The sequence below is a fragment of the Streptomyces roseolilacinus genome, assembly GCF_014649335.1.
Lineage (GTDB): Bacteria > Actinomycetota > Actinomycetes > Streptomycetales > Streptomycetaceae > Streptomyces > Streptomyces roseolilacinus.
The window spans coordinates 85,122-106,653 of sequence record NZ_BMSV01000007.1; the positions used below are offsets into that span (position 1 = coordinate 85,122).

Annotated in this window: 17 protein-coding genes; 11 read left to right on the forward strand and 6 right to left on the reverse strand. The window is 73.2% G+C overall.

From position 1 onward, the window contains the following. Positions 1-52: 52 nt before the first annotated feature. The 5 genes from IE106_RS18055 to IE106_RS18075 all read left to right on the forward strand — a co-directional run bounded on the left by IE106_RS18055 (position 53) and on the right by IE106_RS18075 (position 7,812). A complete protein-coding gene (locus tag IE106_RS18055; protein WP_189535249.1) occupies positions 53-1,435 on the forward strand; it encodes a glycine--tRNA ligase in 1,383 nt (460 codons plus the stop codon). Between the two features lie 237 nt (positions 1,436-1,672). Further along, positions 1,673-1,864: a DUF6243 family protein gene (locus tag IE106_RS18060; protein WP_189535251.1), complete on the forward strand. Its 192-nt coding sequence runs from the start codon at positions 1,673-1,675 to the stop codon at positions 1,862-1,864. 90 nt (positions 1,865-1,954) lie between these two features. After that, entirely contained in the window at positions 1,955-3,091 is a 1,137-nt protein-coding gene (dusB, locus tag IE106_RS18065; protein WP_189535253.1) for a tRNA dihydrouridine synthase DusB, read from the forward strand. 400 nt (positions 3,092-3,491) lie between these two features. Next, entirely contained in the window at positions 3,492-6,203 is a 2,712-nt protein-coding gene (ppdK, locus tag IE106_RS18070) for a pyruvate, phosphate dikinase (protein WP_189535255.1), read from the forward strand. A 580-nt stretch (positions 6,204-6,783) separates the two neighbouring features. Beyond that, the gene (locus IE106_RS18075) at positions 6,784-7,812 is read left to right on the forward strand and encodes an ArsR/SmtB family transcription factor (protein ID WP_189535257.1); all 1,029 of its coding nucleotides are present in this window, start codon (positions 6,784-6,786) and stop codon (positions 7,810-7,812) included. Here the strand turns inward: IE106_RS18075 and IE106_RS18080 are convergent. Further along, positions 7,782-8,939: an alkaline phosphatase PhoX gene (locus tag IE106_RS18080; RefSeq protein WP_189535259.1), complete on the reverse strand. Its 1,158-nt coding sequence runs from the start codon at positions 8,937-8,939 to the stop codon at positions 7,782-7,784. The two genes, IE106_RS18075 and IE106_RS18080, sit on opposite strands and share 31 nt — an antisense overlap. 306 nt (positions 8,940-9,245) lie before the next feature. On the opposite strand from IE106_RS18080, the gene IE106_RS18085 reads away from it, so the two are divergent. Next, positions 9,246-9,671, forward strand: a complete 426-nt coding sequence (locus tag IE106_RS18085) for a VOC family protein (protein WP_189535261.1) — start codon at positions 9,246-9,248, stop codon at positions 9,669-9,671. 97 nt (positions 9,672-9,768) lie between these two features. Here IE106_RS18085 and nirD read toward each other — a convergent pair whose 3' ends face one another. From nirD to IE106_RS18100, 3 genes are read right to left on the reverse strand one after another with little or no spacing between them, the layout of a single operon-like run. Continuing rightward, a complete protein-coding gene (nirD, locus tag IE106_RS18090; RefSeq protein ID WP_189535263.1) occupies positions 9,769-10,092 on the reverse strand; it encodes a nitrite reductase small subunit NirD in 324 nt (107 codons plus the stop codon). Next, positions 10,089-12,611 (reverse strand): nitrite reductase large subunit NirB, encoded by a 2,523-nt coding sequence (gene nirB / locus IE106_RS18095; protein ID WP_189535265.1) that lies wholly within the window; start codon positions 12,609-12,611, stop codon positions 10,089-10,091. The genes nirD and nirB overlap by 4 nt, the downstream gene beginning before the upstream one ends. 1 nt (position 12,612) lies before the next feature. Then, positions 12,613-13,794 carry an NAD(P)/FAD-dependent oxidoreductase gene (locus IE106_RS18100; protein WP_189535267.1) on the reverse strand — a complete coding sequence of 394 codons (1,182 nt, stop codon included), beginning with the start codon at positions 13,792-13,794 and terminating at the stop codon, positions 12,613-12,615. A gap of 184 nt (positions 13,795-13,978) precedes the next feature. Between IE106_RS18100 and IE106_RS18105 the strand changes: the two genes are divergently transcribed. After that, positions 13,979-14,758: a sulfite exporter TauE/SafE family protein gene (locus tag IE106_RS18105; RefSeq protein WP_189535269.1), complete on the forward strand. Its 780-nt coding sequence runs from the start codon at positions 13,979-13,981 to the stop codon at positions 14,756-14,758. 68 nt (positions 14,759-14,826) lie between these two features. Here IE106_RS18105 and IE106_RS18110 read toward each other — a convergent pair whose 3' ends face one another. Together IE106_RS18110 and IE106_RS18115 are read right to left on the reverse strand one after the other, a co-directional pair. Next, a complete protein-coding gene (locus IE106_RS18110) occupies positions 14,827-15,462 on the reverse strand; it encodes a class F sortase (protein WP_189535270.1) in 636 nt (211 codons plus the stop codon). 253 nt (positions 15,463-15,715) lie between these two features. Then, the gene (locus IE106_RS18115) at positions 15,716-16,285 is read right to left on the reverse strand and encodes a GVDTG sorting domain-containing protein (RefSeq protein WP_189535272.1); all 570 of its coding nucleotides are present in this window, start codon (positions 16,283-16,285) and stop codon (positions 15,716-15,718) included. 216 nt (positions 16,286-16,501) lie between these two features. Between IE106_RS18115 and IE106_RS18120 the strand changes: the two genes are divergently transcribed. The 4 genes from IE106_RS18120 to IE106_RS18135 all read left to right on the forward strand — a co-directional run bounded on the left by IE106_RS18120 (position 16,502) and on the right by IE106_RS18135 (position 21,522). Beyond that, positions 16,502-17,122: an NADPH-dependent FMN reductase gene (locus IE106_RS18120; RefSeq protein WP_189535274.1), complete on the forward strand. Its 621-nt coding sequence runs from the start codon at positions 16,502-16,504 to the stop codon at positions 17,120-17,122. Positions 17,123-17,134: 12 nt separating this feature from the next. Beyond that, positions 17,135-18,868, forward strand: a complete 1,734-nt coding sequence (locus tag IE106_RS18125) for an ABC transporter ATP-binding protein (protein WP_189535276.1) — start codon at positions 17,135-17,137, stop codon at positions 18,866-18,868. After that, a complete protein-coding gene (locus IE106_RS18130) occupies positions 18,865-20,709 on the forward strand; it encodes an ABC transporter ATP-binding protein (protein WP_189535278.1) in 1,845 nt (614 codons plus the stop codon). Before IE106_RS18125 ends, IE106_RS18130 begins: the two co-directional genes overlap by 4 nt. 132 nt (positions 20,710-20,841) lie before the next feature. Next, the gene (locus IE106_RS18135) at positions 20,842-21,522 is read left to right on the forward strand and encodes a SanA/YdcF family protein (protein WP_189535280.1); all 681 of its coding nucleotides are present in this window, start codon (positions 20,842-20,844) and stop codon (positions 21,520-21,522) included. The last annotated feature ends 10 nt before the right edge of the window (positions 21,523-21,532 follow it).

Sequence of the window (21,532 nt, forward strand, 5' to 3'; positions counted from 1 at the left end):
GCCGCTAATCTGAGGCATTCGCCGTTCGTCATCGTCGTATGAAGAGAGCACCGTGGCCGCCGACAAGATCGACACCATCGTCAGCCTGAGCAAGCGCCGTGGCTTCGTCTACCCCTGCAGCGAGATCTACGGCGGCCAGAAGGCCGCCTGGGACTACGGGCCGCTCGGTGTGGAGCTGAAGGAGAACATCAAGCGCCAGTGGTGGCGCTACATGGTCACGTCCCGCGAGGACGTCGTCGGTCTCGACTCGTCGGTGATCCTGGCCTCCGAGGTCTGGGAGGCCTCCGGCCACGTCGCGACCTTCACCGACCCGCTCACCGAGTGCACCTCCTGCCACAAGCGCTTCCGCGCCGACCACCTGGAGGAGGCGTACGAGGAGAAGCACGGCCGCCCGGCCGCGAACGGCCTCGCCGACCTGAACTGCCCGAACTGCGGCAACAAGGGCCAGTTCACCGAGCCCAAGCAGTTCTCCGGCCTGCTCTCCACGCACCTCGGCCCGACCCAGGACTCCGGCTCCGTCGCCTACCTGCGCCCCGAGACCGCGCAGGGCATCTTCACCAACTTCGCCCAGGTGCAGCAGACCTCGCGCAAGAAGCCGCCGTTCGGCATCGCGCAGATGGGCAAGTCCTTCCGGAACGAGATCACTCCGGGCAACTTCATCTTCCGCACCCGCGAGTTCGAGCAGATGGAGATGGAGTTCTTCGTCAAGCCGGGCGAGGACGAGCAGTGGCAGGAGTACTGGATGGAGCAGCGCTGGAACTGGTACACCGGCCTGGGCCTGCGTGAGGAGAACATGCGCTGGTACGAGCACCCGAAGGAGAAGCTCTCCCACTACTCGAAGCGCACCGCCGACATCGAGTACCGCTTCCGCTTCGGCGGCAGCGAGTGGGGCGAGCTGGAGGGCGTCGCCAACCGCACCGACTACGACCTGAGCGCGCACTCCAAGGCCTCCGGCGCCGACCTGACGTACTTCGACCAGGAGGCCGGCGAGCGCTGGACCCCCTACGTGATCGAGCCGGCCGCCGGCGTGGGCCGCACCATGCTGGCCTTCCTCCTGGACGCGTACGTCGAGGACGAGGCGCCCAACGCCAAGGGCAAGCTGGAGAAGCGCACCTCGCTGCGGCTCGACCCGCGCCTGGCGCCGGTCAAGGTCGCGGTCCTGCCGCTCTCCCGCAATCCGGAGCTGTCCCCGAAGGCCAAGGGCCTCGCCGCGGACCTCCGCCAGAACTGGAACATCGAGTTCGACGACGCGGGCGCCATCGGCCGCCGCTACCGCCGCCAGGACGAGATCGGCACGCCGTTCTGCGTCACCGTCGACTTCGACACGCTCGAGGACAACGCGGTGACCGTCCGCGAGCGCGACTCGATGAAGCAGGAGCGCGTCTCCCTCGACCAGATCCAGGGCTACCTCGCCACCCGCCTGATCGGCTGCTGACGCACCCCGCACGACACGCGAGGCCCCCGGCTCCCCAGCGGGACCGGGGGCTTCGCCGTCCCGCCGTCGCTCCGGCGGGACGGGGGGGATATTCGGATGCCCGCCCGCGCCCTGCCCGGTACGGTCGTCCCCATGTCCTCCTTCCTCCCGATCTACGAGTGAGAGTGCGCCGGGCCCCGAAGCCCGCGGCGCCCCAGCAGACATCCGGACGACTTCTCACCCCCTGAGGGAGACCCCATGGCCAAGAGCCGCAACAACCTGCTCGGCGTGGGCGGGCAGCGCAAGAAGCTGTCCCGCCTGGAGCAGCAGGGTTCCGCGTCCCACGGTGCCGGGCGCGCGGAAGCCGCCGACGCCAAGCAGGAGCTGCTGCGCAGGATGCGCGAGCGCAACCGCGCGCAGGAGCAGCAGGAGCAGGAACCGCAGGGCTGACCCCTCCGCGGCACGTGGGCCCGGTCGCCTTCCCGGCGGCCGGGCCCACGTGCGCCCGGGGAGCGCGCGCGGTACGGGACAATGGGGGGCATGACCGCGTTCAGCCCCCTCTCCATCGGCCCGCACACCGTGCAGCCGCCGGTGGTGCTCGCCCCGATGGCCGGTATCACCAACGCACCGTTCCGCACGCTCTGCCGCGAGTTCTCCGGCGGCAAGGGCCTGTTCGTGAGCGAGATGATCACCACCAGGGCGCTGGTCGAACGCAACGAGAAGACCATGCAGCTCATCCACTTCGACGCGTCCGAGACGCCGCGCTCGATCCAGCTGTACGGAGTGGACCCCGTCACGGTCGGCAAGGCCGTCCGCATGATCGTGGACGAGGACCTCGCGGACCACATCGACCTGAACTTCGGCTGCCCCGTGCCCAAGGTCACCCGCAAGGGCGGCGGCTCGGCGCTGCCGTTCAAGCGGCCGCTGCTGCGGGCGATCCTCCGCGAGGCGGTCACCGGCGCCGGGGACCTGCCGGTCACGATGAAGATGCGCAAGGGCATCGACGACGACCACATCACGTACCTCGACGCGGGCCGCATCGCCGTGGAGGAGGGCGTCACGGCGATCGCCCTGCACGGCCGCACGGCCGCCCAGCACTACGGCGGCACCGCCGACTGGGACGCGATCGCCCGGCTGAAGGAGCACGTCCCGGAGATACCGGTGCTCGGCAACGGCGACATCTGGTGCGCGGACGACGCGCTGCGGATGATGCGCGAGACCGGCTGCGACGGGGTCGTCGTGGGCCGGGGCTGCCTGGGCCGCCCCTGGCTGTTCGGGGACCTCGTGGCCGCGTTCGAGGGCACGGGGACGGCGGCGGCGCCCACGCTGCGCGAGGTCGCGGACGTCATGGTGCGCCACGCCCGGCTGCTGGGGGAGTGGATCGGGGACGAGGCGCGGGGTGTCGTCGACTTCCGCAAGCACGTCGCCTGGTACCTGAAGGGCTTCGCCGTCGGGTCCGAGATGCGCAAGCGGCTGGCGGTCACCTCGTCCCTGGACGAGCTGCGCGCTCAGTTGAGCGAGCTGGACCTGGACCAGTCGTGGCCCGCGGGCGCGGACGGACCCCGGGGCCGGACGTCCGGGAACAACCGGGTCGTCCTGCCGGACGGCTGGCTGAAGGACCCGTACGACTGCGCCTCGGTGGGTGAGGACGCCGAACTGGACACGTCCGGCGGCTGACCCGGGGGTGGACCGCAGACGTCCGGATCGTGGAATCAGCGAGCGGGCGGTGGCGTGATTCTCGCCACCCCTGATCGGGCGTCTGCTCAGATGAGCGTGTTTCGCGTGGTTGTACTTCTCAAAGGGTGGCACTCAGTGCCACCCTTTCTGTTTTCAAGAAGTGAAGACAAGTGTGAAGGGTAGGTGCTCAGATGAGCGATCCTTGGGTGGTTTTTGACCATGACGCTTCAAGGGGTGAACCCTTCGCGCCGCTGACGGCAACCGTCCCGTAACTTTCGATCTGCTGGCGGACGGGTGGTTAAGGCCGTACGACGGGTAGGCGTACCTCCCCAGACGCCTTCGATCTGGGTATGTTCCTCGCCGTCAGGGCAGCCACGTCGTCCTCGAGGAGTCGAGACCCGTGTCGGAAAACAAAGATCAGAAGTTCGTGTACGACTTCACCGAGGGCAACAAGGACCTCAAGGACCTTCTCGGCGGCAAGGGTGCCAACCTCGCCGAGATGACCAACCTCGGTCTCCCGGTGCCTCCGGGCTTCACGATCACCACCGAAGCGTGCAAGGTCTACCTGGAGAGCGGCGCCGAGCCGTCCGCGCTCCGCGACGAGGTGAGCGCGCATCTCGACGCGCTCGAAGAGAAGATGGGCAAGAAGCTCGGCCAGGCCGACGACCCGCTCCTCGTCTCCGTCCGCTCCGGTGCCAAGTTCTCCATGCCCGGCATGATGGACACGGTCCTCAACATCGGTCTCTCCGACGCCTCCGTCGAGGGCCTCGCCAAGCAGTCCGGCGACGAGCGGTTCGCGTGGGACTCCTACCGGCGCCTCATCCAGATGTTCGGCAAGACCGTCCTCGGCGTCGACGGCGACCTCTTCGAGGAGGCCCTCGACGAGGCGAAGAAGGCCAAGAAGACCGCGGTCGACACCGACCTGGAGGCCGCGGACCTCAAGAAGCTCGTCAAGCAGTTCAAGAAGATCGTCAAGACCGAGGCCGGCCGCGACTTCCCGCAGGACCCGCGCGAGCAGATGGACCTCGCCATCAAGGCCGTCTTCGACTCCTGGAACGGCGACCGCGCCAAGCTGTACCGCCGCCAGGAGCGCATCCCGCACGACCTCGGCACCGCCGTCAACGTCTGCTCGATGGTCTTCGGCAACCTCGGCCCGGACTCCGGCACCGGCGTCGCCTTCACCCGCGACCCCGCCTCCGGCCACCAGGGCGTCTACGGCGACTACCTGCAGAACGCGCAGGGCGAGGACGTCGTCGCCGGCATCCGCAACACCGTGCCGCTCGCCGAGCTGGAGTCGATCGACAAGACGTCGTACGACCGGCTCATGGGCATCATGGAGACGCTGGAGAACCACTACAAGGACCTCTGCGACATCGAGTTCACCATCGAGCGCGGCCAGCTGTGGATGCTCCAGACCCGCGTCGGCAAGCGCACCGCCGCCGCGGCCTTCCGGATCGCCACCCAGCTCGTCGACCAGGGCCTCATCGACGAGGCCGAGGCGCTCCAGCGCGTCAACGGCGCGCAGCTCGCCCAGCTGATGTTCCCGCGCTTCGACGAGGGCGCGAAGGTCGAGCAGATCGGCCGCGGCATCGCCGCCTCGCCGGGCGCCGCCGTCGGCAAGGCCGTCTTCGACTCGTACACCGCCGTCAAGTGGTCCCGCTCCGGCGAGAAGGTCATCCTCATCCGCCGCGAGACCAACCCCGACGACCTGGACGGCATGATCGCCGCCGAGGGCATCCTCACCTCGCGCGGCGGCAAGACCTCGCACGCCGCCGTCGTCGCCCGCGGCATGGGCAAGACCTGCGTCTGCGGCGCCGAGGAGCTGGAGGTGGACACCAAGCGCCGCCGGATGACCGTGCCGGGCGGGCACGTCGTCGAGGAGGGCGACGTCGTCTCCATCGACGGCTCCACCGGCAAGGTGTACCTGGGCGAGGTACCCGTGGTGCCGTCGCCGGTCGTCGAGTACTTCGAGGGCCGGATGCACGCCGGCGCCGACGACGCCGACGAACTGGTCCAGGCGGTCCACCGGATCATGGCGTACGCGGACCGCGTCCGCCGGCTGCGCGTCCGCGCCAACGCCGACAACGCCGAGGACGCCCTGCGCGCCCGCCGGTTCGGCGCCCAGGGCATCGGCCTGTGCCGCACCGAGCACATGTTCCTCGGCGACCGCCGCCAGTACGTCGAGCGGCTGATCCTCGCGGACACCGACGCCGAGCGCGAGGAGGCCCTCCAGGCGCTGCTCCCGCTGCAGAAGGACGACTTCGTCGAGCTGTTCGAGGCGATGGACGGGCTGCCCGTCACCGTCCGCCTGCTCGACCCGCCGCTCCACGAGTTCCTGCCCGACATCACCGAGCTGTCGGTGCGCGTCGCCCTCGCGGAGGCCCGCAAGGAGCCGCACGAGAACGAGCTGCGCCTGCTCCAGGCCGTGCACCGGCTGCACGAGCAGAACCCGATGCTGGGCCTGCGCGGCGTCCGCCTCGGCCTGGTCATCCCCGGCCTGTTCACGATGCAGGTGCGGGCCATCGCGGAGGCGGCCGCCCAGCGCGTCGAGGCCAAGGGCGACCCGCGCGCCGAGATCATGATCCCGCTGGTCGGCACCGTGCAGGAGCTGGAGCTGGTCCGGGACGAGGCCGAGCAGGTCATCGCCGAGGTGCAGCAGCGCACCGGCGTGGACCTGCGGCTGGCGCTCGGCACGATGATCGAGCTGCCGCGCGCGGCCGTCACCGCCGGGCAGATCGCGGAGTGCGCCGAGTTCTTCTCCTTCGGCACCAACGACCTCACGCAGACCGTCTGGGGCTTCTCCCGCGACGACGTGGAGGCCAGCTTCTTCACCGCGTACCTGGAGAAGGGCATCTTCGGGGTGTCGCCGTTCGAGACGATCGACAAGGACGGCGTCGGCGCCCTCGTGCGCAGCGCCGTGGAGGCCGGCCGGGCCACCCGCCCGGACATCAAGCTCGGCGTGTGCGGCGAGCACGGCGGCGACCCGGAGTCGGTGCACTTCTTCCACGAGGTGGGCCTGGACTACGTCTCCTGCTCGCCGTTCCGGATCCCGGTCGCCCGCCTGGAGGCCGGCCGGGCCGCGGCCCAGTCGAGCGGCAGCGACAGCCGCTGACCCACCCGGTCCCGCCGCGGCGCCCCCGCGGCGGGACCCCCACGGGCACCGGAGCCGCCGTCTGTCACCCGACCCTCACCGATCGGCGGCGGCTCCGGGTCACGGAGATACGGGGCGGACACCTTTGTGCGGAGGTGTCCGCCCCGTACCGTTTCCTGGGCATCCGTCCTGCGCGGAAGGTGTGTGCCTGTTGAATTGAGTCCGGTTGAATTCCGTGCCAGTTGAAGCGCGGACTATTTACGGAAGATTGACATCCCGTCAATTTCGCGGCTTGGCTGAGCAAACAAACGGGCGGAGCGCGGCCACCGGATCCCCACCCGCCGACCGCGCCCCATTACCCCTGCCAGACAGGAGAGCCGCAACCTTTCAGTCCCGCCGCCAGGCGCGAGAAGCCCCCCACGGTCTCCCGACGCGCCATCTCGGTCCTGAAGGTTTCCCGTCCGACGGCGTACAGCTTTTCGGTTCCGGGCCCCCGTCCGCGACGCGTTTCAACTGTGGCTGAAATGCCGTGGTAACAACCTGTGATGGCATGCATACTCCTTGGTGGGGGGTGATTGCGGATGCAACAGGTGGGGGTTCAGTGCTTCGTATACATTTCACCGGCGCGGATCTCGCCGGGGTCCGGATGGCGGCCCGGCCCGACGCGCTGTGGGAAACGATTCTCAGCTTTCACCGTTTGCGGGACCGACGGGGCGGCCTGGTCTACGGGGAATGGCGCTCCGAAACCCGGACGCGGTTGAACGGTGAAACACGGCTGCTGGGTGCCCTCGTTCCGACGCGGGGGTATTTCCCGGACTTCCTCACTCCGCCGGAGGGCCTCCAGGGGTTCGACACGGCGCTGGAGGCCGTGCGCGCCACACCGCCCGCCCGGCTCCACACGGAGCTGACCGTGCTCGCCGCGGAGCGCCCGGCCGCCGGCCCCCTGCCCTCCTGGGCGATGGCCCTCGCCGAAGGGCGCCCGGAGCCCTTCAGCCGGCTCCTGGGGGCGTTGCGCGGCTACCACCGCGCCGCCGTCGAGCCGTACTGGACGTACATCCAGGCGCGGGTGGAGGCGGACCGGGCGGTGCGCGGCCGGGCGCTGCTCGACGGCGGCGCCGAGGAGCTGCTGGCGTCCCTGCCGCCGATGCTGCGCTGGCGCACGCCCGTCCTGGAGGCGGACTACCCGGTCGACCGCGACGTGCGGCTCGACGGGCGCGGGCTGCTGCTCCAGCCGTCGTACTTCTGCCGGGGCACGGCCGTGATGTACCGCAACCCCGAGCTGCCGCCTGTCCTCGTCTACCCGGTGACGCACACGGACGCCCCCGCCGCCGCCGGCGAGCAGGGCGGGGCGCCGCTGGGGCGGCTGGTGGGCCACACCCGCTCCGCCGTCCTCAAGGCCATCGGGCAGGGCGGCACGACCAGCGAGCTGGCCCGCCGCGCCGGGGTCTCCCTCGCCTCGGCCAGCCAGCACGCGGGCGTCCTGCGCGACGCCGGCCTGGTGGTGACCCTGCGCCGGGGCAGCTCGGTGCTGCACACCCTGACGCCGCTGGGCGCCGCCCTGCTGCACGGCGGCGCCCAGCCGCTGCGGGAGCGCCGCCGCTACGCGCGGAACGGCCCCGTCACCTCGTAGGTGATGCCGCCGGACGAGCTGCCCGTCGTACCGCGCTGGCTGGAGAAGTACAGCCGGCGGCCGTCGGGCGAGAACGCCGGGCCGCAGATCTCCGAGCCGGACTGGTTGAGGATCCGCACGAACGGCGCGACCACGTCGTCCGGCGTGATCAGGCAGATCTCCATGTTGCCGCCGTCCTCGGCGACGTACAGGTCGCCCGAGGACGCGCCGGTGATGTTGTCGACGCCGGTCAGCGGGGCGGTGCCGGAGACCAGCGAGTCGTCGTACTCGAGCTCGTAGGTGCTCGACGCCAGGTTGAGCCGCCACACGCGGCCGTCGCCCTTGGTGGTGAACCAGACCGTGTCGTTGGCGTAGTGGCAGCCCTCGCCGCCGTTGAACAGCTTGGCGCCGGAGACCTGGTCGCGGGTGGGGGTGGGGGAGCCGTCCGGGTCCGGCACGGTCGCCCAGGTGAAGGAGCCCGACGTGGCCGTGCCGGCCTTCAGCACCTGCAGGGTGCCCGAGGACAGGTCGCCCCAGGTGCGGGGGACGAACCGGTAGAAGCAGCCGTCCGACGCGTCCTCGGTGAGGTAGACGACCTTGCGGACCGGGTCGGCCGCGGCGGCCTCGTGGTTGAAGCGGCCCATCGCGTCGCGGCGCACCGCGGCCTTCACGCCCCACGGGTCGGTCTCGTACACGTACCCCGTGCTGACCTCCTCGCAGGACAGCCAGGTGTTCCACGGGGTCGCGCCGCCGGCGCAGTTGCGGTTGGTGTTGGAGAGGATGCGGTACGCGCCGGTGATGTTGCCCGACCCGTCGAAGCGGACGGCGCTCGCGCCGCCCGTGCTGGAGATCTCGGAGTTGGAGACGTAGATCCAGCCGCTCCCGTCGGCGAAGCAGGCGCCGCCGTCCGGGGCGGCGTGCCAGACGTAGGACGTGCCGCCCACCCGCTGCCCGGACCGGGCGACGACCCGGCTGGTGAAGCCGGCCGGGAGCTGGATGCCGTTCGCGTCGGCGGCGCCGAGCGCTCCGTACGGACCGGGGCCGGGCTGGGCCGGGGCGGCGTAGGCCGCGCCCCGCATCATCGTGTAGCCGAAGGCCGCGGCCGCGCCGCCCGCGACCGCTCCGCGCAGGAAACTACGACGTTCCACTTCATCACTCCACTGGGGTGGTGACCGCCCCGTCGCACCGGTCGGCGACGGGGTCGCGCGCTGCCGGAACCTAGGAGTCCCGGATTGACGGTGCACCAACAAGCGGTGAAGGGGAAGAAGAGTTCGGCGGTCGGCTCTCCGGGGCCCTCCCGGAGCCCCCCGGCCGCTCCCGCCGGAGGCCGCGTGCAGGCGGCCGGGGGGGCCGCCGGGCACCGGGCGGAACACGTCCGCGCGGCGGCGATGAGTTCCGGCGGGAGCGGCGGTCTACCCCTCCGCAACGGCCACACCGGATGGAGAGAGCCCGCCATGGAACAGATGATCTTCGTGAACCTGCCGGTCAAGGACCTCGACGCGGCCAAGGGCTTCTGGACGGAGCTCGGCTACTCGTTCAACCCGCAGTTCACCGACGAGAACGCGGCCTGCCTGGTCTTCAGCGACACGATCTACGCGATGCTGCTCACGGAGCCGTTCTTCAAGACCTTCACGAAGAAGGAGATCGCCGACGCGTCCGCCTCCACGGAGACGATCATCGCACTGAGCGCCGAGAGCCGGGCCCGGGTGGACGAGCTCGCCGACAAGGCGCTGGCCGCCGGCGGGACCCCGGCCTACGAGCCGCAGGAGTACGGCGACGCCATGTACAGCCGCTCCTTCCAGGACCTCGACCACCACATCTGGGAGGTCGTGTGGATGGACGTCGAGAAGATGCAGGAGCAGGGCGCCGCGCAGGGCTGAGCGGGGCGCGCCCGCACACGCCGACGCACACGCCGACGGCGACGGGGACCGTGGCGGTCACGGTCCCCGTCGCCGTCTCCCGGCCCGCCCCGTACCGTCAGCTCGTGCGCACCGGGTACACCGCCACCGCGACCTCGTCGTCGTCCAGGCAGCGGCCGGTCTCCAGGTCGAAGCGCTGCTTCAGCAGCGGCGACGCGACGAACGTGCGCCCGTTCGCCGAGCCGATCAGGCCCCGCGACAGCACCTGGGCGCCGGTGAACGGGTCCCGGTTGTCGATCGCGTACAGCCGCCCCGACCGGTCCCGGAACAGCGCCGCCTGCCGGCCGTCCGGCAGCAGGGCGGCCATGCCCCGGCCCGGCGTCAGCACGGTGGTGTCGCAGATCGGCAGCCAGTCGTCGTCGTGCGAGAGCTCCAGTTTCATCGGGCGGACACACCTTCCAGGGTGAGGAACGTCAGGTCGGGCTTGATCTGGCCCCGCTCCGGCACGAACCGCACCGACGGGTCCGGCGCGTCGGGGGCGTTCACGAAGGACACGAACCGGGCCAGCCGCTCCGGGTCCGCGAGCGTCTCGGACCACTCGTCGCGGTAGCCGGCCACGTGCCGGGACATCAGCGCGTCGAGCTCCTCGCCGATGCCCAGCGAGTCCTCGACCACGACCTCCCGGACGTGGTCGAGACCGATCCGCTCCACCCACGGGGCGGTGCGCTCCAGCCGCTCGGCGGTGCGGATGTAGTACATCAGGAACCGGTCGATCAGCCTGATCAGCGCGGCGTCCGACAGGTCCTTCGCCAGCAGGTCCGCGTGGCGCGGCGTCGCGCCGCCGTTGCCGCCGACGTACAGGTTCCAGCCGTTCGCCGTGGCGATGACGCCGAAGTCCTTCGACTGGGCCTCGGCGCACTCGCGCTGGCAGCCGGACACCGCCGACTTCAGCTTGTGCGGCGCCCGCAGGCCGCGGTAGCGCAGCTCCAGGTCGATCGCCATGCGCACCGAGTCCTGCACGCCGTACCGGCACCAGGTCTGCCCCACGCAGGACTTCACGGTCCGCAGCGCCTTGCCGTACGCGTGCCCCGACTCGAAGCCCGCGTCGACCAGCCGTGCCCAGATCGCCGGGAGCTGCTCGACGCGCGCGCCGAAGAGGTCGATCCGCTGACCGCCCGTGATCTTCGTGTAGAGCCCGAAGTCCCGCGCCACCTCGCCGATGACGATCAGCTTCTCCGGGGTGATCTCCCCACCGGGGATGCGCGGCACGATCGAGTACGAGCCGTTGCGCTGCATGTTGGCGAGGAAGTGGTCGTTGGTGTCCTGCAGCGCGGCCTGCTCGCCGTCGAGGACGTAGCCGTGGGACAGGGACGCCAGGATCGAGGCGACGGTCGGCTTGCAGACCTCGCAGCCCTCGCCGCCCTTGGCCTCCTCCCGCCCGTAGCGGTCCAGGAGCTCCGCGTACGAGGCGATCCGCAGGACCTGCACGATCTCGTACAGGTCCTGCCGGGTCTGCGGGAAGCAGCCGCACAGCCCGCCGTCGCCGGTCTTCGGCAGCAGCTGCTGGATGACCTTGACGCAGCTGCCGCAGCCCGTGCCGGCCTTGGTGCACTTCTTCACCTCGGGCAGCGTGGCGTGCTCGCAGATCGCGCCCTTGGAGACGTTGTGGCAGGAGCAGATCACCGCGTCGTCCGGCAGCGACTCGGGCCCCAGCGCGACCGGCGCGCCCGCGCCCGCCGGGAGGACCAGCTGCTCGGGGGAGACCGGCGGCACCGAACCGGTCAGCGGCCGCAGCATGCCGTACGCGTCGGCGTCGCCGACCAGGACACCGCCGAGCAGTCGGCCGTCCGTGTCGACGACGAGCTTCTTGTACACGCCGGACCGCGAGTCCGCGTACACGACGTCCAGGCAGCCCTCGGCCGCGCCGTGCGCGTCGCCGAACGACGCCACGTCCACGCCGAGCAGCTTCAGCTTCGTGGAGGTGTCCGCGCCGGTGAACGACGACTCCCGCCCGGCGATGGCGTCCGCGGCCGTCAGCGCCATCTCGTTGCCCGGCGCCACCAGGCCGTACACCCTGCCGTCCACCGCGAGGGCGCACTCGCCGATCGCGTAGACCGCCGGGTCGGAGGTGCGGCACCGCTCGTCGATCGCGATGCCGCCGCGCTCGCCGACCGTGAGGCCGCAGTCGCGGGCCAGCTGGTCGCGGGGGCGGACACCGGCGGAGAACACCACCATGTCCGCGGCGAGTTCGGAGCCGTCCGACAGCTTCATGCCGGTGACCGCGCCGTCGTCCCCGACGGTCACCTCCTGCGTGCCCACGCCCGTGTGGACGGACAGGCCCATGCCCTCGACGGTGCGCAGCAGCGCGGCGCCGCCGCCCTCGTCCACCTGGACCGGCATCAGCCGGGGCGCGAACTCCACGACGTGGGTGTCGAGTCCGAGGCCCTTGAGCGCCCCGGCCGCCTCCAGCCCCAGCAGGCCGCCGCCGACGACCGCGCCGGTCCTCGCGCTCTTGGCGTACTCCTCGATGGCGAGGAGGTCCTCGATCGTGCGGTAGACGAAGCAGCCCTTGGCGTCCTTGCCGGGGACCGGCGGCACGAACGGGTACGAGCCGGTCGCCAGGACCAGCGTGTCGTACGCGACGGTCAGCCCGGACCGCGCGGTGACGGTGCGGGCCTCCCGGTCGATCGCGACCGCCGGGTCGCCGGTGCGCAGTTCGACGCCGTGCTCGGCCATGAAGCCCTCGGGCACCATCGACAGGTCGTCGGGCGTGCGGCCGGAGAAGTACGAGGACAGCTGGACCCGGTCGTACGCGGGGCGGGGCTCCTCGCACAGGACGACCACGCGGGCCCGTCCGGTCACACCGCGCTCGGCGAGGGCCTCCAGGAAGCGCTGGCCGACCATGCCGTGGCCGACGAGGACGATGGTGGGCGTGTGCGCCGCCCCGGGCGTGTTCGGCATGTCAGGAGCCTCCGTCATGGGTGAGCAGGTGGAGCAGGGACGCGTCGGGGAGGGCCTCGTCGCCCTCCCACGCCCGGGCGAGCGTGCCGACCGCGCCGAGGTCGCCGAGCAGGACGCCGCCGACCAGCCGGTCGCCCCGGACGACGACCTTCCGGTACGCGCTGCGGGTGGCGTCGGTGAGCCGCACGGTGTCGTCGCCGGGCCGGGGGACGGCCTCGCCGAACGCGGCCAGTTCGAGGGCGTCCAGGCTGAGCCGGGTCAGCGCCCGGGTGCCCCGGTAGGCGGCGGCGCCCCCGGCCAGGACGGTGGCGAGCACGTCGGCCTGCTCCAGGGCGGCGCCGGCCAGTCCGTAGAGCCGGCCCTCGTGCTCGGCGCAGTCGCCCACGGCGTGGATGTACGGGTCGGAGGTGCGCAGCCGGTCGTCGACGACGATCCCGCGCCGCACGTCCAGCCCCGCCTCCAGGGCGAGCCCGACGCGCGGGCGGACCCCGCAGGCGAGGACGACCAGGTCGGCGTCGAGCACGAACCCGTCGGCCAGCTCGACGGCGCTCACCGCGCCCGACGCGGCCTTCAGGCCGCGCACCCGGCACTCGGTGTGCACCTCCACGCCGAGCCCCGCCAGGTGGCGGCGCAGCAGCTCGGAGGCGTCGGCGTCCAGCTGGCGCTCCATGAGGTGCTCGCCCTGCTGGGCCAGCACCACCTCGGCGCCCCGGGCGGCCAGCGCGCGGGCGGCGGACACCCCGAGCAGCCCGCCGCCGATGACCACGGCGCGCACCCCGGGCCCCACCCGCGCGTCCAGCGCCAGGCAGTCGTCGAGCGTCCGGAACGCGTGCACCCCGGCGGGCAGCCGGTCGCCGCCGGCGAGGCCGCGCAGCGGCGGCAGCACCGGGTTCGAGCCGGTGGCCAGGACCAGCCGGTCGTACGCGACGCGGGTGCCGTCCGCGCAGCGCACCTCGCGGGCGTCCCGGTCGATGCCGGTGACGCGCGTCCCGCGCCGCGCCGGCTCGCCGCGGGGCGCGGGCAGGGCGATCACCTCGGGCCCGTACCTGCCGGCCAGGACGTCCGCGAGCAGCACCCGGTTGTACGGGGCGTGCGGCTCCTCGCCGAGCAGGGTGACGGGCAGCCGTTCGGCGAGGCGCGCCCCCGCCGTGCCACCGCCGACCACCACGATCCGTGAACTCATGTCCAGCAGCGTGCGTCGGCGGTGTTTCCCGTCGGGATCCCGTTTGTTTCACGCGCGGAAAGCTGACCTCAGCGGGGGTGCCCACCGGTGGTGAGGGCGGCGGCGGCCCTCCCGCCCGGAGCCCGGCGGGGGCGGGGGAGGGCCCGGCGGGGGGCACTTCGGGGCGCCGCATAGGGTCATGAGCATGCCGGACATCTCGCTGACCGCCCTCGTGCTGCTCTGCCTCGCCGCGCTGCTGGCGGGCTGGATCGACGCGGTGGTGGGCGGCGGCGGGCTGCTGCTCCTGCCGGCGCTGCTGCTGGGCGTGCCGCACGTGCCGGCCGCGCAGTGCCTGGGGACGAACAAGGCGGTGTCCATCGTCGGCACGACCGGCGCGGCCCTGACCTACCTGCGCAGGACGCCCGTGCCGGTGCGGACGGCCGCCGGGATCGGCCTGGCCGCGCTCGCCGGTTCGATGGGCGGGGCGTTCCTCGCGGCGGGCGTCAGCAGCGAGGTGCTGCGCCCGGTGATCCTCGCCGTGCTGCTGGGCGTCGCGGCGTTCGTGCTGCTGCGGCCGTCGTTCGGGACCGGGACGGTGCCCCGGGGGCCGGTGCGGCGGGCCCGGGTCGTCACCGCGGTCGTGCTGGTGGGCGGCGGGCTGGGCTTCTACGACGGGCTGTTCGGGCCCGGCACCGGCACGTTCCTGGTGCTGGCGCTCACGGCGGTGCTGCACCTGGACCTGGTGACCGCCTCGGCCACCGCGAAGGTCGTCAACGTGTGCACGAACGCCGGCGCGCTGGCGATGTTCGCGTACCAGGGGAACGTCCTGTGGCGGCTGGCGGCGCTGATGGCGGTGTTCAACCTGGCGGGCGGCACGCTGGGGGCGCGGATGGCGCTGCGCAGGGGCGCGGGGTTCGTGCGCGGGGTGCTGCTGATCGTGGTGTTCTCGCTCGTCGCGAAGCTGGCGTTCGACCAGTGGGCGTGACGGCGGGGCGGGGCTGTGGCGCGGCGCGGGTGTGACGGCGGCGCGGGGCGGAGCCGGAGCCGGAGCGGTCAGCGCGCGCCGACGAGGTGGGCGTACACGACGACGTTGCCCTGGTAGCCGGTCTTCGGGGAGAAGCCGCCGCCGCAGGTGATGACGCGCAGCTCGGCGCGGTCGGACCGGCCGTACACCTTCTCGTCGGGGAAGTCGTCGTTGTCGTACACCTCGACGGCGTCGACGGCGAACACGGCGGTCCGCCCGTCCAGGCGGGTCACCTCGACGCGGTCGCCCTTCTTCAGGGCGCCCAGCGCGTAGAACACCGCGGGGCCCTCGTCGTCGTCGACGTGGCCCGCCATGATCGCCGTGCCGCGGGCGCCGGGCGGGGTGCCGCCCCCGTACCAGCCGGCCAGGTTGCGGTCCCCGGCCGGGGGCACCTCGAGGCTGCCGTCCGCGGCGAGGCCGAGCCGGATGACGGGCGCGTCGACGCCGATGCGCGGGACGCGGACCCGTACCGGCGCGGACGGCGGCATCGGCTCGGCGGCCGCGGGGGCGTACCGGCCGGGCCCGGCCGTGAACGCCTCGGCGGCGGAGGGGACGGGCGGGTCCAGCTCGCCCGAGCCGCTCTGCACCAGCCACAGGCCGACGCACGCGGCGATGGCCAGGCCCCAGCCCTTGCCTCGGGTGCCGGTGTCGGTGGGGCTGCTCATGGGGGTGGGACCTCCGGGTGCGGGCCCCTCGCGGGACGGGGTCCTCGCCGGAGGGGCCCCGCGGACGGGGGGTCCCCGCCCCCGCCGCGGTCTCGGGGCCGCGCGGCGGGGGCGGGAGTCGGGGGAGGGACGGGGAGCCGGGAGGAGGAGCGCCTCGCCGGTGGGGGCGGCGGCCGCCCGCCGGGGGAGGGGCGCCCCGCCGAGGGGCGGGCGGGGCGTCCCGTCGAGGGGGCCGGCCGTGATCAGGGCGGGGTCAGCCGTGGTCGCCGTTCGCGCGGCGGCGCAGCGTCCAGGCGCCCGCCGCGGCGGCGCCGGCCAGGATCGCCGCGCCCGTCGCGACGCGTGCGGCGTCGGGGCCGGCGCTGCCGCCCACGCCCGTCTTCACGTGGCCGTGCGGACCGTCCTGGGTGGGGTGGTGGGTCGGCTGGTGCGTCGGCTGGTGCGTCGGGTGGTGGGTGGGGCCGCCGCCGTGCCGGACCACCAGGTCGCCCGCGGCGGTCCTGCCGTTGTCGCAGGCCACGCCGATGCCGTAGGTGCCCGGCTTGGCGTGCTCCGGGACGCGGAAGGTGCCGGTCGCCGTGTCCTTGTGGGCGCCGGGGCGCACCTTGAACTCGCCGGCGCCGAGCGCCCGCGCGTCGCCCACGCCGTGCCCGTCCGGTCCGCAGGCGCGGGTGCTGACGGTGACGCTCGTGCCCGGGGCGGCGGTGGAGGGGGATATCTCCAGGGTCCCGAGGTCGCCGGCGTACGCCGCGGGGGCGGCGAGGGCGCCGAGGCAGACGGCCGCGAGCGCGGTACCGGTCAGCGAGCGGGCAGTGGTGCGCATGGGATCCTCCGGGCAGCGCTTCGAGCGGGTGTCCTGCTCTCCGAGGTAAGGCCAGGACCGCCCCCCGCGCCTGCTGACCCACCGTCAGGAAAAGTCTCCGGCCAGGACGTCTTCGCAGGTCGGAACGGTGAACCCGCCCCGTGGTGCGAGGCGTTCCGAACGGGTGACGCGAGCGGCGCTTGACCTGAAGTTTGGTTGAGGTGTGAGGCTCCCCGCATGGACCTCACCACGGAAACCACCCCGCGACCCACCTCCTCCGAACAGCCCCTGAAGCTGGCCGTCATCGTCGGCAGCAACCGCGAGGGACGCTTCGCCCCGATCGTCGCCGACTGGTTCACCTCCCGCGCCCGGCAGCGCGCCGACTTCACCGTCGACGTCGTCGACCTCGCGCGGACCGTACTGCCGGCCGCCCTCTCCCACACCCCCTCGCCCGAGGCCCGCGCCGCACTGGCGGAGGTCAGCCCCCGGCTCGCCGCCGCCGACGCGTTCGTCGTCCTCACCCCCGAGTACAACCACTCCTACCCGGCCCCCCTGAAGAACCTCGTCGACTGGCACTACACGGAGTGGCAGGCCAAGCCCGTCGCCTTCGTCTCCTACGGCGGCGTCTCCGGCGGCCTGCGCGCCGTCGAGCACCTGCGCCAGGTCTTCGCCGAACTGCACGCCGTCACCGTCCGCGACACGGTCTCCTTCCACAACGCCGGCGGCCTCTTCACCGACGACGGCGGGCTCAAGGACCCCGCCGGGCCCGACGGCGCCGCGAAGCGCATGCTCGACCAGCTCGGCTGGTGGGGCCGCGCCCTGCGCACCGCCCGCGCCGCCCACCCCTACGCGGGCTGAGGAGCGGCGGCCGTGCTGCTGCGCCTGCTCCGCGCCCGCCTCCGCCCCCACCGGCGGCTGCTCGCCCTCGTCGTCGTCCTCCAGCTGGTCCAGTCCCTGGCCGGCCTGCTCCTGCCGACCCTCAACGCCGACCTCGTCAACGGCGGCGTCCTGCGCGGGGACACCGGCCACGTCCTCGCCACCGGCGGCGCCATGGCCGCCGTCACGCTCCTCCAGGTCACCGCGGCGGGCGCCGCCGTGTTCGCCGCGGCCCGCGTCGCCATGGGCGTGGGCCGCGACCTGCGCTCCGCCGTCTTCCGCCGCGTCCAGGAGTTCTCCGTACGGGAGGTGGGCCGCTTCGGGCCCGCCTCCCTCGTCACCCGCACCACCAACGACGTCCAGCAGGTCCAGACGCTCGCCGTGCTCGCCCTGACCACCCTGGTCGCGGCGCCCCTGATGTGCCTCGGCGGCATCGGGCTGGCCCTCGCCCAGGACGTGCCGCTCGCCCTGCTCCTGCTGCTGTTCGTGCCGCTGCTCGGCGGGACCGTGCTGCTCGTCGTGCGGCGCATGCCCCCGCTGTTCCGCACCACCCAGGAGCGTCTCGACCGGGTCAACCAGGTGCTGCGCGAGCAGATCGGCGGCGTCCGCGTCGTCCGCGCCTTCGTCCGCGACCGCCACGAGCAGCGCCGGTTCGGCACCGCCAACGACGAGCTGACGGCCGTCTCGCTGCGGGTGGGCCGGCTGACCGCGCTCATGTACCCGATGGTCATCGTCGTCTGGGAGCTCGCCACCGTCGCCGTCGTCTGGGCGGGCGGCCACCGGCTGGAGGCCGGCACGCTCCAGGCCGGCGCCCTCATCGCGTTCCTCGGCTACCTGCTCCAGATCTTCATGGCCGTGATGATGACGATGTTCCTGCTCATGCAGGTGCCCAGGGCCGAGGTCAGCGCCGAGCGCATCCGCGAGGTCCTCGACACCGAGCCGACCGTCGTCCCGCCCGCCGACCCGGTCCGCTCCCTGCGCGGACCCGGGCACCTGGAGGTCCGCGACGCCCGCTTCGGCTACCCGGGCGCGGAGGAGCACGTGCTGCACGGCGTCTCCCTCACCGCGCGCCCCGGCCGCACCACCGCCGTCATCGGCTCCACCGGCAGCGGCAAGACGACCCTGCTGGGCCTGGTGCCGCGGCTGTTCGACCCGACCGGCGGCACCGTCCGCGTCGGCGGCGTGGACGTCCGCGACCTGGACCCCGACCTGCTGGCCCGGACCGTCGGCCTGGTGCCGCAGAAGCCGTACCTGTTCTCCGGCACCGTCGCCTCCAACCTCCGCTACGGCAGGCCCGGCGCGACCGACGAGGAGCTGTGGCACGCCCTGGACGTCGCCCAGGCGCGTGAGTTCGTCGAGGCGCTCCCCGAGGGCCTGGACGCCCCCGTCGAGCAGGGCGGCACGAACCTGTCCGGCGGCCAGCGCCAGCGCCTCGCCATCGCCCGCGTCCTGGTGGCCCGCCCGCAGGTGTACCTGTTCGACGACTCGTTCTCGGCGCTCGACCACCGCACCGACGCGCTGCTGCGCGCCGCGCTGGCCGAGGAGACCGCGGACGCCACCGTCGTCATCGTCGCCCAGCGCGTCGCCACCATCCGCGGCGCCGACCGCATCGTCGTCCTCGACGAGGGCCGGGTGGTCGGCACGGGCACCCACGAGGAGCTGCTGCGCGACAGCCCCACGTACCGGGAGATCGTCCTGTCCCAGCTCACCGAGGAGGAGGCCGCATGAGCCGCCCCGCCCGTCCCGCCCCCGGGCCCCGCGGCCCCGGCACGCCCGCCGCGCCCGTCCCGGAGCGGTCGCTGGACTTCCGCCGCTCCGGGCTGCGCCTGCTGCGCGTCTTCGCCCCCGAACGCGCCCTGCTGCTGGGGTCCCTCGCCGCGGCCGTCGCGTACGTCGCCCTGGCCGTCCTCATCCCCAAGCTCCTCGGCGACGCCACCGACCTGGTGGTGTCCGGGGCGCGCACGGCCGGCGGGGCGGACTTCGGGGCCGTCGCCGACGTCCTCGGGCTGGTCCTCGCCGTGGCCGCCGCCTCCGCCGCGTTCGCCTGGCTCCAGGCGCGCCTGGTCATGACCGCCGTCCACCGCGCCGGGCACCGGCTGCGCGCCCGGGCGCAGGCCAAGCTGTCCCGGCTGCCGCTCGCCCACCTCGACCGGCAGCCGCGCGGCGAGGTCCTCAGCCGGCTCACCCACGACGTCGACAACGTCACCCAGACCATGCAGCAGGCGTTCATCCCGATGACCCGCGCCCTGCTCACGGTCCTCGGCGTGCTGGCGATGATGACCTGGATCTCACCGCTGCTCGCCCTGGTCGCGGTGGGCACCGTGCCCGTGTCGGTGTTCGCCGCCGCCCGCATCGGCAAGCGCGCCCAGCCGCAGTTCGTCCGCCAGTGGGCGGTCACCGGCAAGCTCAACGGGCACGTCGAGGAGATGTACTCCGGCCACGCCGAGGTGCGGGCCTTCGGCCGGGGCCGGGAGGCCGTGGAGACGTTCGACGCCCTCGGCGACGACCTGTACCGGGCGAGCTTCCGCGCCCAGTTCGTCTCCGGGCTCATCCAGCCCGCCATGGCGTTCGTCGGCAACCTCAACTACGTCCTCGTCGCCGTCGTCGGCGGGCTGCGGGTGGCCTCCGGGACGCTGTCCATCGGCGACGTGCAGGCCTTCGTGCAGTACTCCTACGAGTTCAACGGCCCGGTCAACCAGATCGCCGCCATGGCGAACCTCCTCCAGTCCGCCGTCGCCTCCGCCGAGCGCGTCTTCGACCTGCTCGACGCCGAGGAGGAGTCCCCGGACCCCGCGCCCGCCGGCACCGGCGCGCCCCCGGCCCGCCGGGCCGGGCACGTCGCCTTCGACCGCGTCTCCTTCCGCTACGACCCGGCGAAGCCCCTCATCGAGGACCTGTCCCTCACCGTCGAACCCGGCCGCACCGTCGCCATCGTCGGTCCGACCGGCGCGGGCAAGACCACCCTGGTCAACCTCCTCATGCGGTTCCACGAGACGACCGGCGGCCGCATCCTCGTCGACGGCACCGACGTCACCGCCCTCTCCCGCGACGAGCTGCGCTCCGGCATCGGCATGGTCCTCCAGGACACCTGGCTGTTCGGCGGCACGATCGCCGAGAACATCGCGTACGGCGTCCCCGGCGACGTGCCCCGGGAGCGGATCGTCGAGGCGGCCATGGCCACCCACGCCGACCGGTTCGTCCGCACCCTGCCCGACGGCTACGACACGGTCCTCGACGAGGACGGCGCCGGGCTCAGCGCGGGCGAGAGACAACTGGTCACCATCGCGCGGGCGTTCCTCACCGAGCCGTCCGTCCTCGTCCTCGACGAGGCGACCAGCGCCGTCGACACCCGCACCGAGGTGCTGATCCAGCGGGCCATGGCGTCCCTGCGCGCGGGCCGCACCTCCTTCGTCATCGCCCACCGCCTCTCCACGATCCGCGACGCCGACGTGATCCTGGTGATGGAGGCCGGACGCATCGTCGAACAGGGCACGCACGAGGAGCTCCTGGCGGCCGGCGGCGCCTACGCCCGGCTGTACGCGGCGCAGTTCGAGCGGGCCGCCGCCTGACCGCCCGGCACGGCGGGGGGACGCACGTCACACCCGCCGCCCGGCCGTCCGGCGAACCGGGGGGCCGGCGGGCGCGTCGGACAGGACGAGGGGGCGCGCACCGCGCGTGCCGGGGCGACGGGAGGGCTCGTGATGCGGGGCTGGACGCGCGGACTGGTGCCGGGCACGCGGCGGGGGCAGCGGCGGCTGGCGCAGGGCGTGATGCTGGCTTGCGTCCTGGCGCTCGCGCCGGCGACCTGGCTGCACACCAGCACCGCCGGCAGCCTGCGCACCGCCGCCGACGTACCGGCCCGCGACGTGGCCGTGGTGTTCGGCGCCGGCCTGTGGAAGGGCCGCCCCACCCCGTACCTGGCGCACCGGCTCGACACGGCCGCCGAGCTGTACCGCACGGGCAAGGTGAAGGTCGTCCTCGTCACCGGCGACAACAGCCGCGCCGACTACGACGAGCCGGACGCCATGCGCGCGTACCTCGTCGAGCGCGGCGTGCCCGGCACGCGGATCGTCAACGACCACGCCGGCTTCGACACCTGGGACTCCTGCGTCCGCGCCAAGCGGATCTTCGGCGTCGACCGGGCCGTCCTCGTCACCCAGGGCTTCCACGTCCGGCGGGCGGTCGCCCTCTGCCGCGCGGCCGGCGTCGAGTCGTACGGCGTCGGGGTCGCCGAGCCGCACGACGCGGTCTGGTACTACGGCGGGGTCCGCGAGCTGGCCGCCGCGGGGAAGGCCGCCGCGGACGTGGTCCTGCGGCCGGACCCGGTCTTCCTCGGCCGGCAGGAGACCGGCGTCACCGAGGCCCTCGCGTCGGCCGGCTGAGCCCCCCCCC

Bases quoted from the DNA above. Each gene is read 5' to 3' on its own strand.
- IE106_RS18085 (WP_189535261.1), top strand. From the start codon at position 9,246: ATGGAACAGATGATCTTCGTGAACCTGCCGGTCAAGGACCTCGACGCG.
- IE106_RS18135 (WP_189535280.1), top strand. From the start codon at position 20,842: ATGCGGGGCTGGACGCGCGGACTGGTGCCGGGCACGCGGCGGGGGCAG.
- IE106_RS18115 (WP_189535272.1), bottom strand. From the start codon at position 16,285: ATGCGCACCACTGCCCGCTCGCTGACCGGTACCGCGCTCGCGGCCGTC.
- IE106_RS18130 (WP_189535278.1), top strand. From the start codon at position 18,865: ATGAGCCGCCCCGCCCGTCCCGCCCCCGGGCCCCGCGGCCCCGGCACG.
- IE106_RS18100 (WP_189535267.1), bottom strand. From the start codon at position 13,794: ATGAGTTCACGGATCGTGGTGGTCGGCGGTGGCACGGCGGGGGCGCGC.
- IE106_RS18060 (WP_189535251.1), top strand. From the start codon at position 1,673: ATGGCCAAGAGCCGCAACAACCTGCTCGGCGTGGGCGGGCAGCGCAAG.
- IE106_RS18105 (WP_189535269.1), top strand. From the start codon at position 13,979: ATGCCGGACATCTCGCTGACCGCCCTCGTGCTGCTCTGCCTCGCCGCG.
- IE106_RS18120 (WP_189535274.1), top strand. From the start codon at position 16,502: ATGGACCTCACCACGGAAACCACCCCGCGACCCACCTCCTCCGAACAG.
- dusB (WP_189535253.1), top strand. From the start codon at position 1,955: ATGACCGCGTTCAGCCCCCTCTCCATCGGCCCGCACACCGTGCAGCCG.
- nirB (WP_189535265.1), bottom strand. From the start codon at position 12,611: ATGCCGAACACGCCCGGGGCGGCGCACACGCCCACCATCGTCCTCGTC.
- IE106_RS18110 (WP_189535270.1), bottom strand. From the start codon at position 15,462: ATGAGCAGCCCCACCGACACCGGCACCCGAGGCAAGGGCTGGGGCCTG.
- nirD (WP_189535263.1), bottom strand. From the start codon at position 10,092: ATGAAACTGGAGCTCTCGCACGACGACGACTGGCTGCCGATCTGCGAC.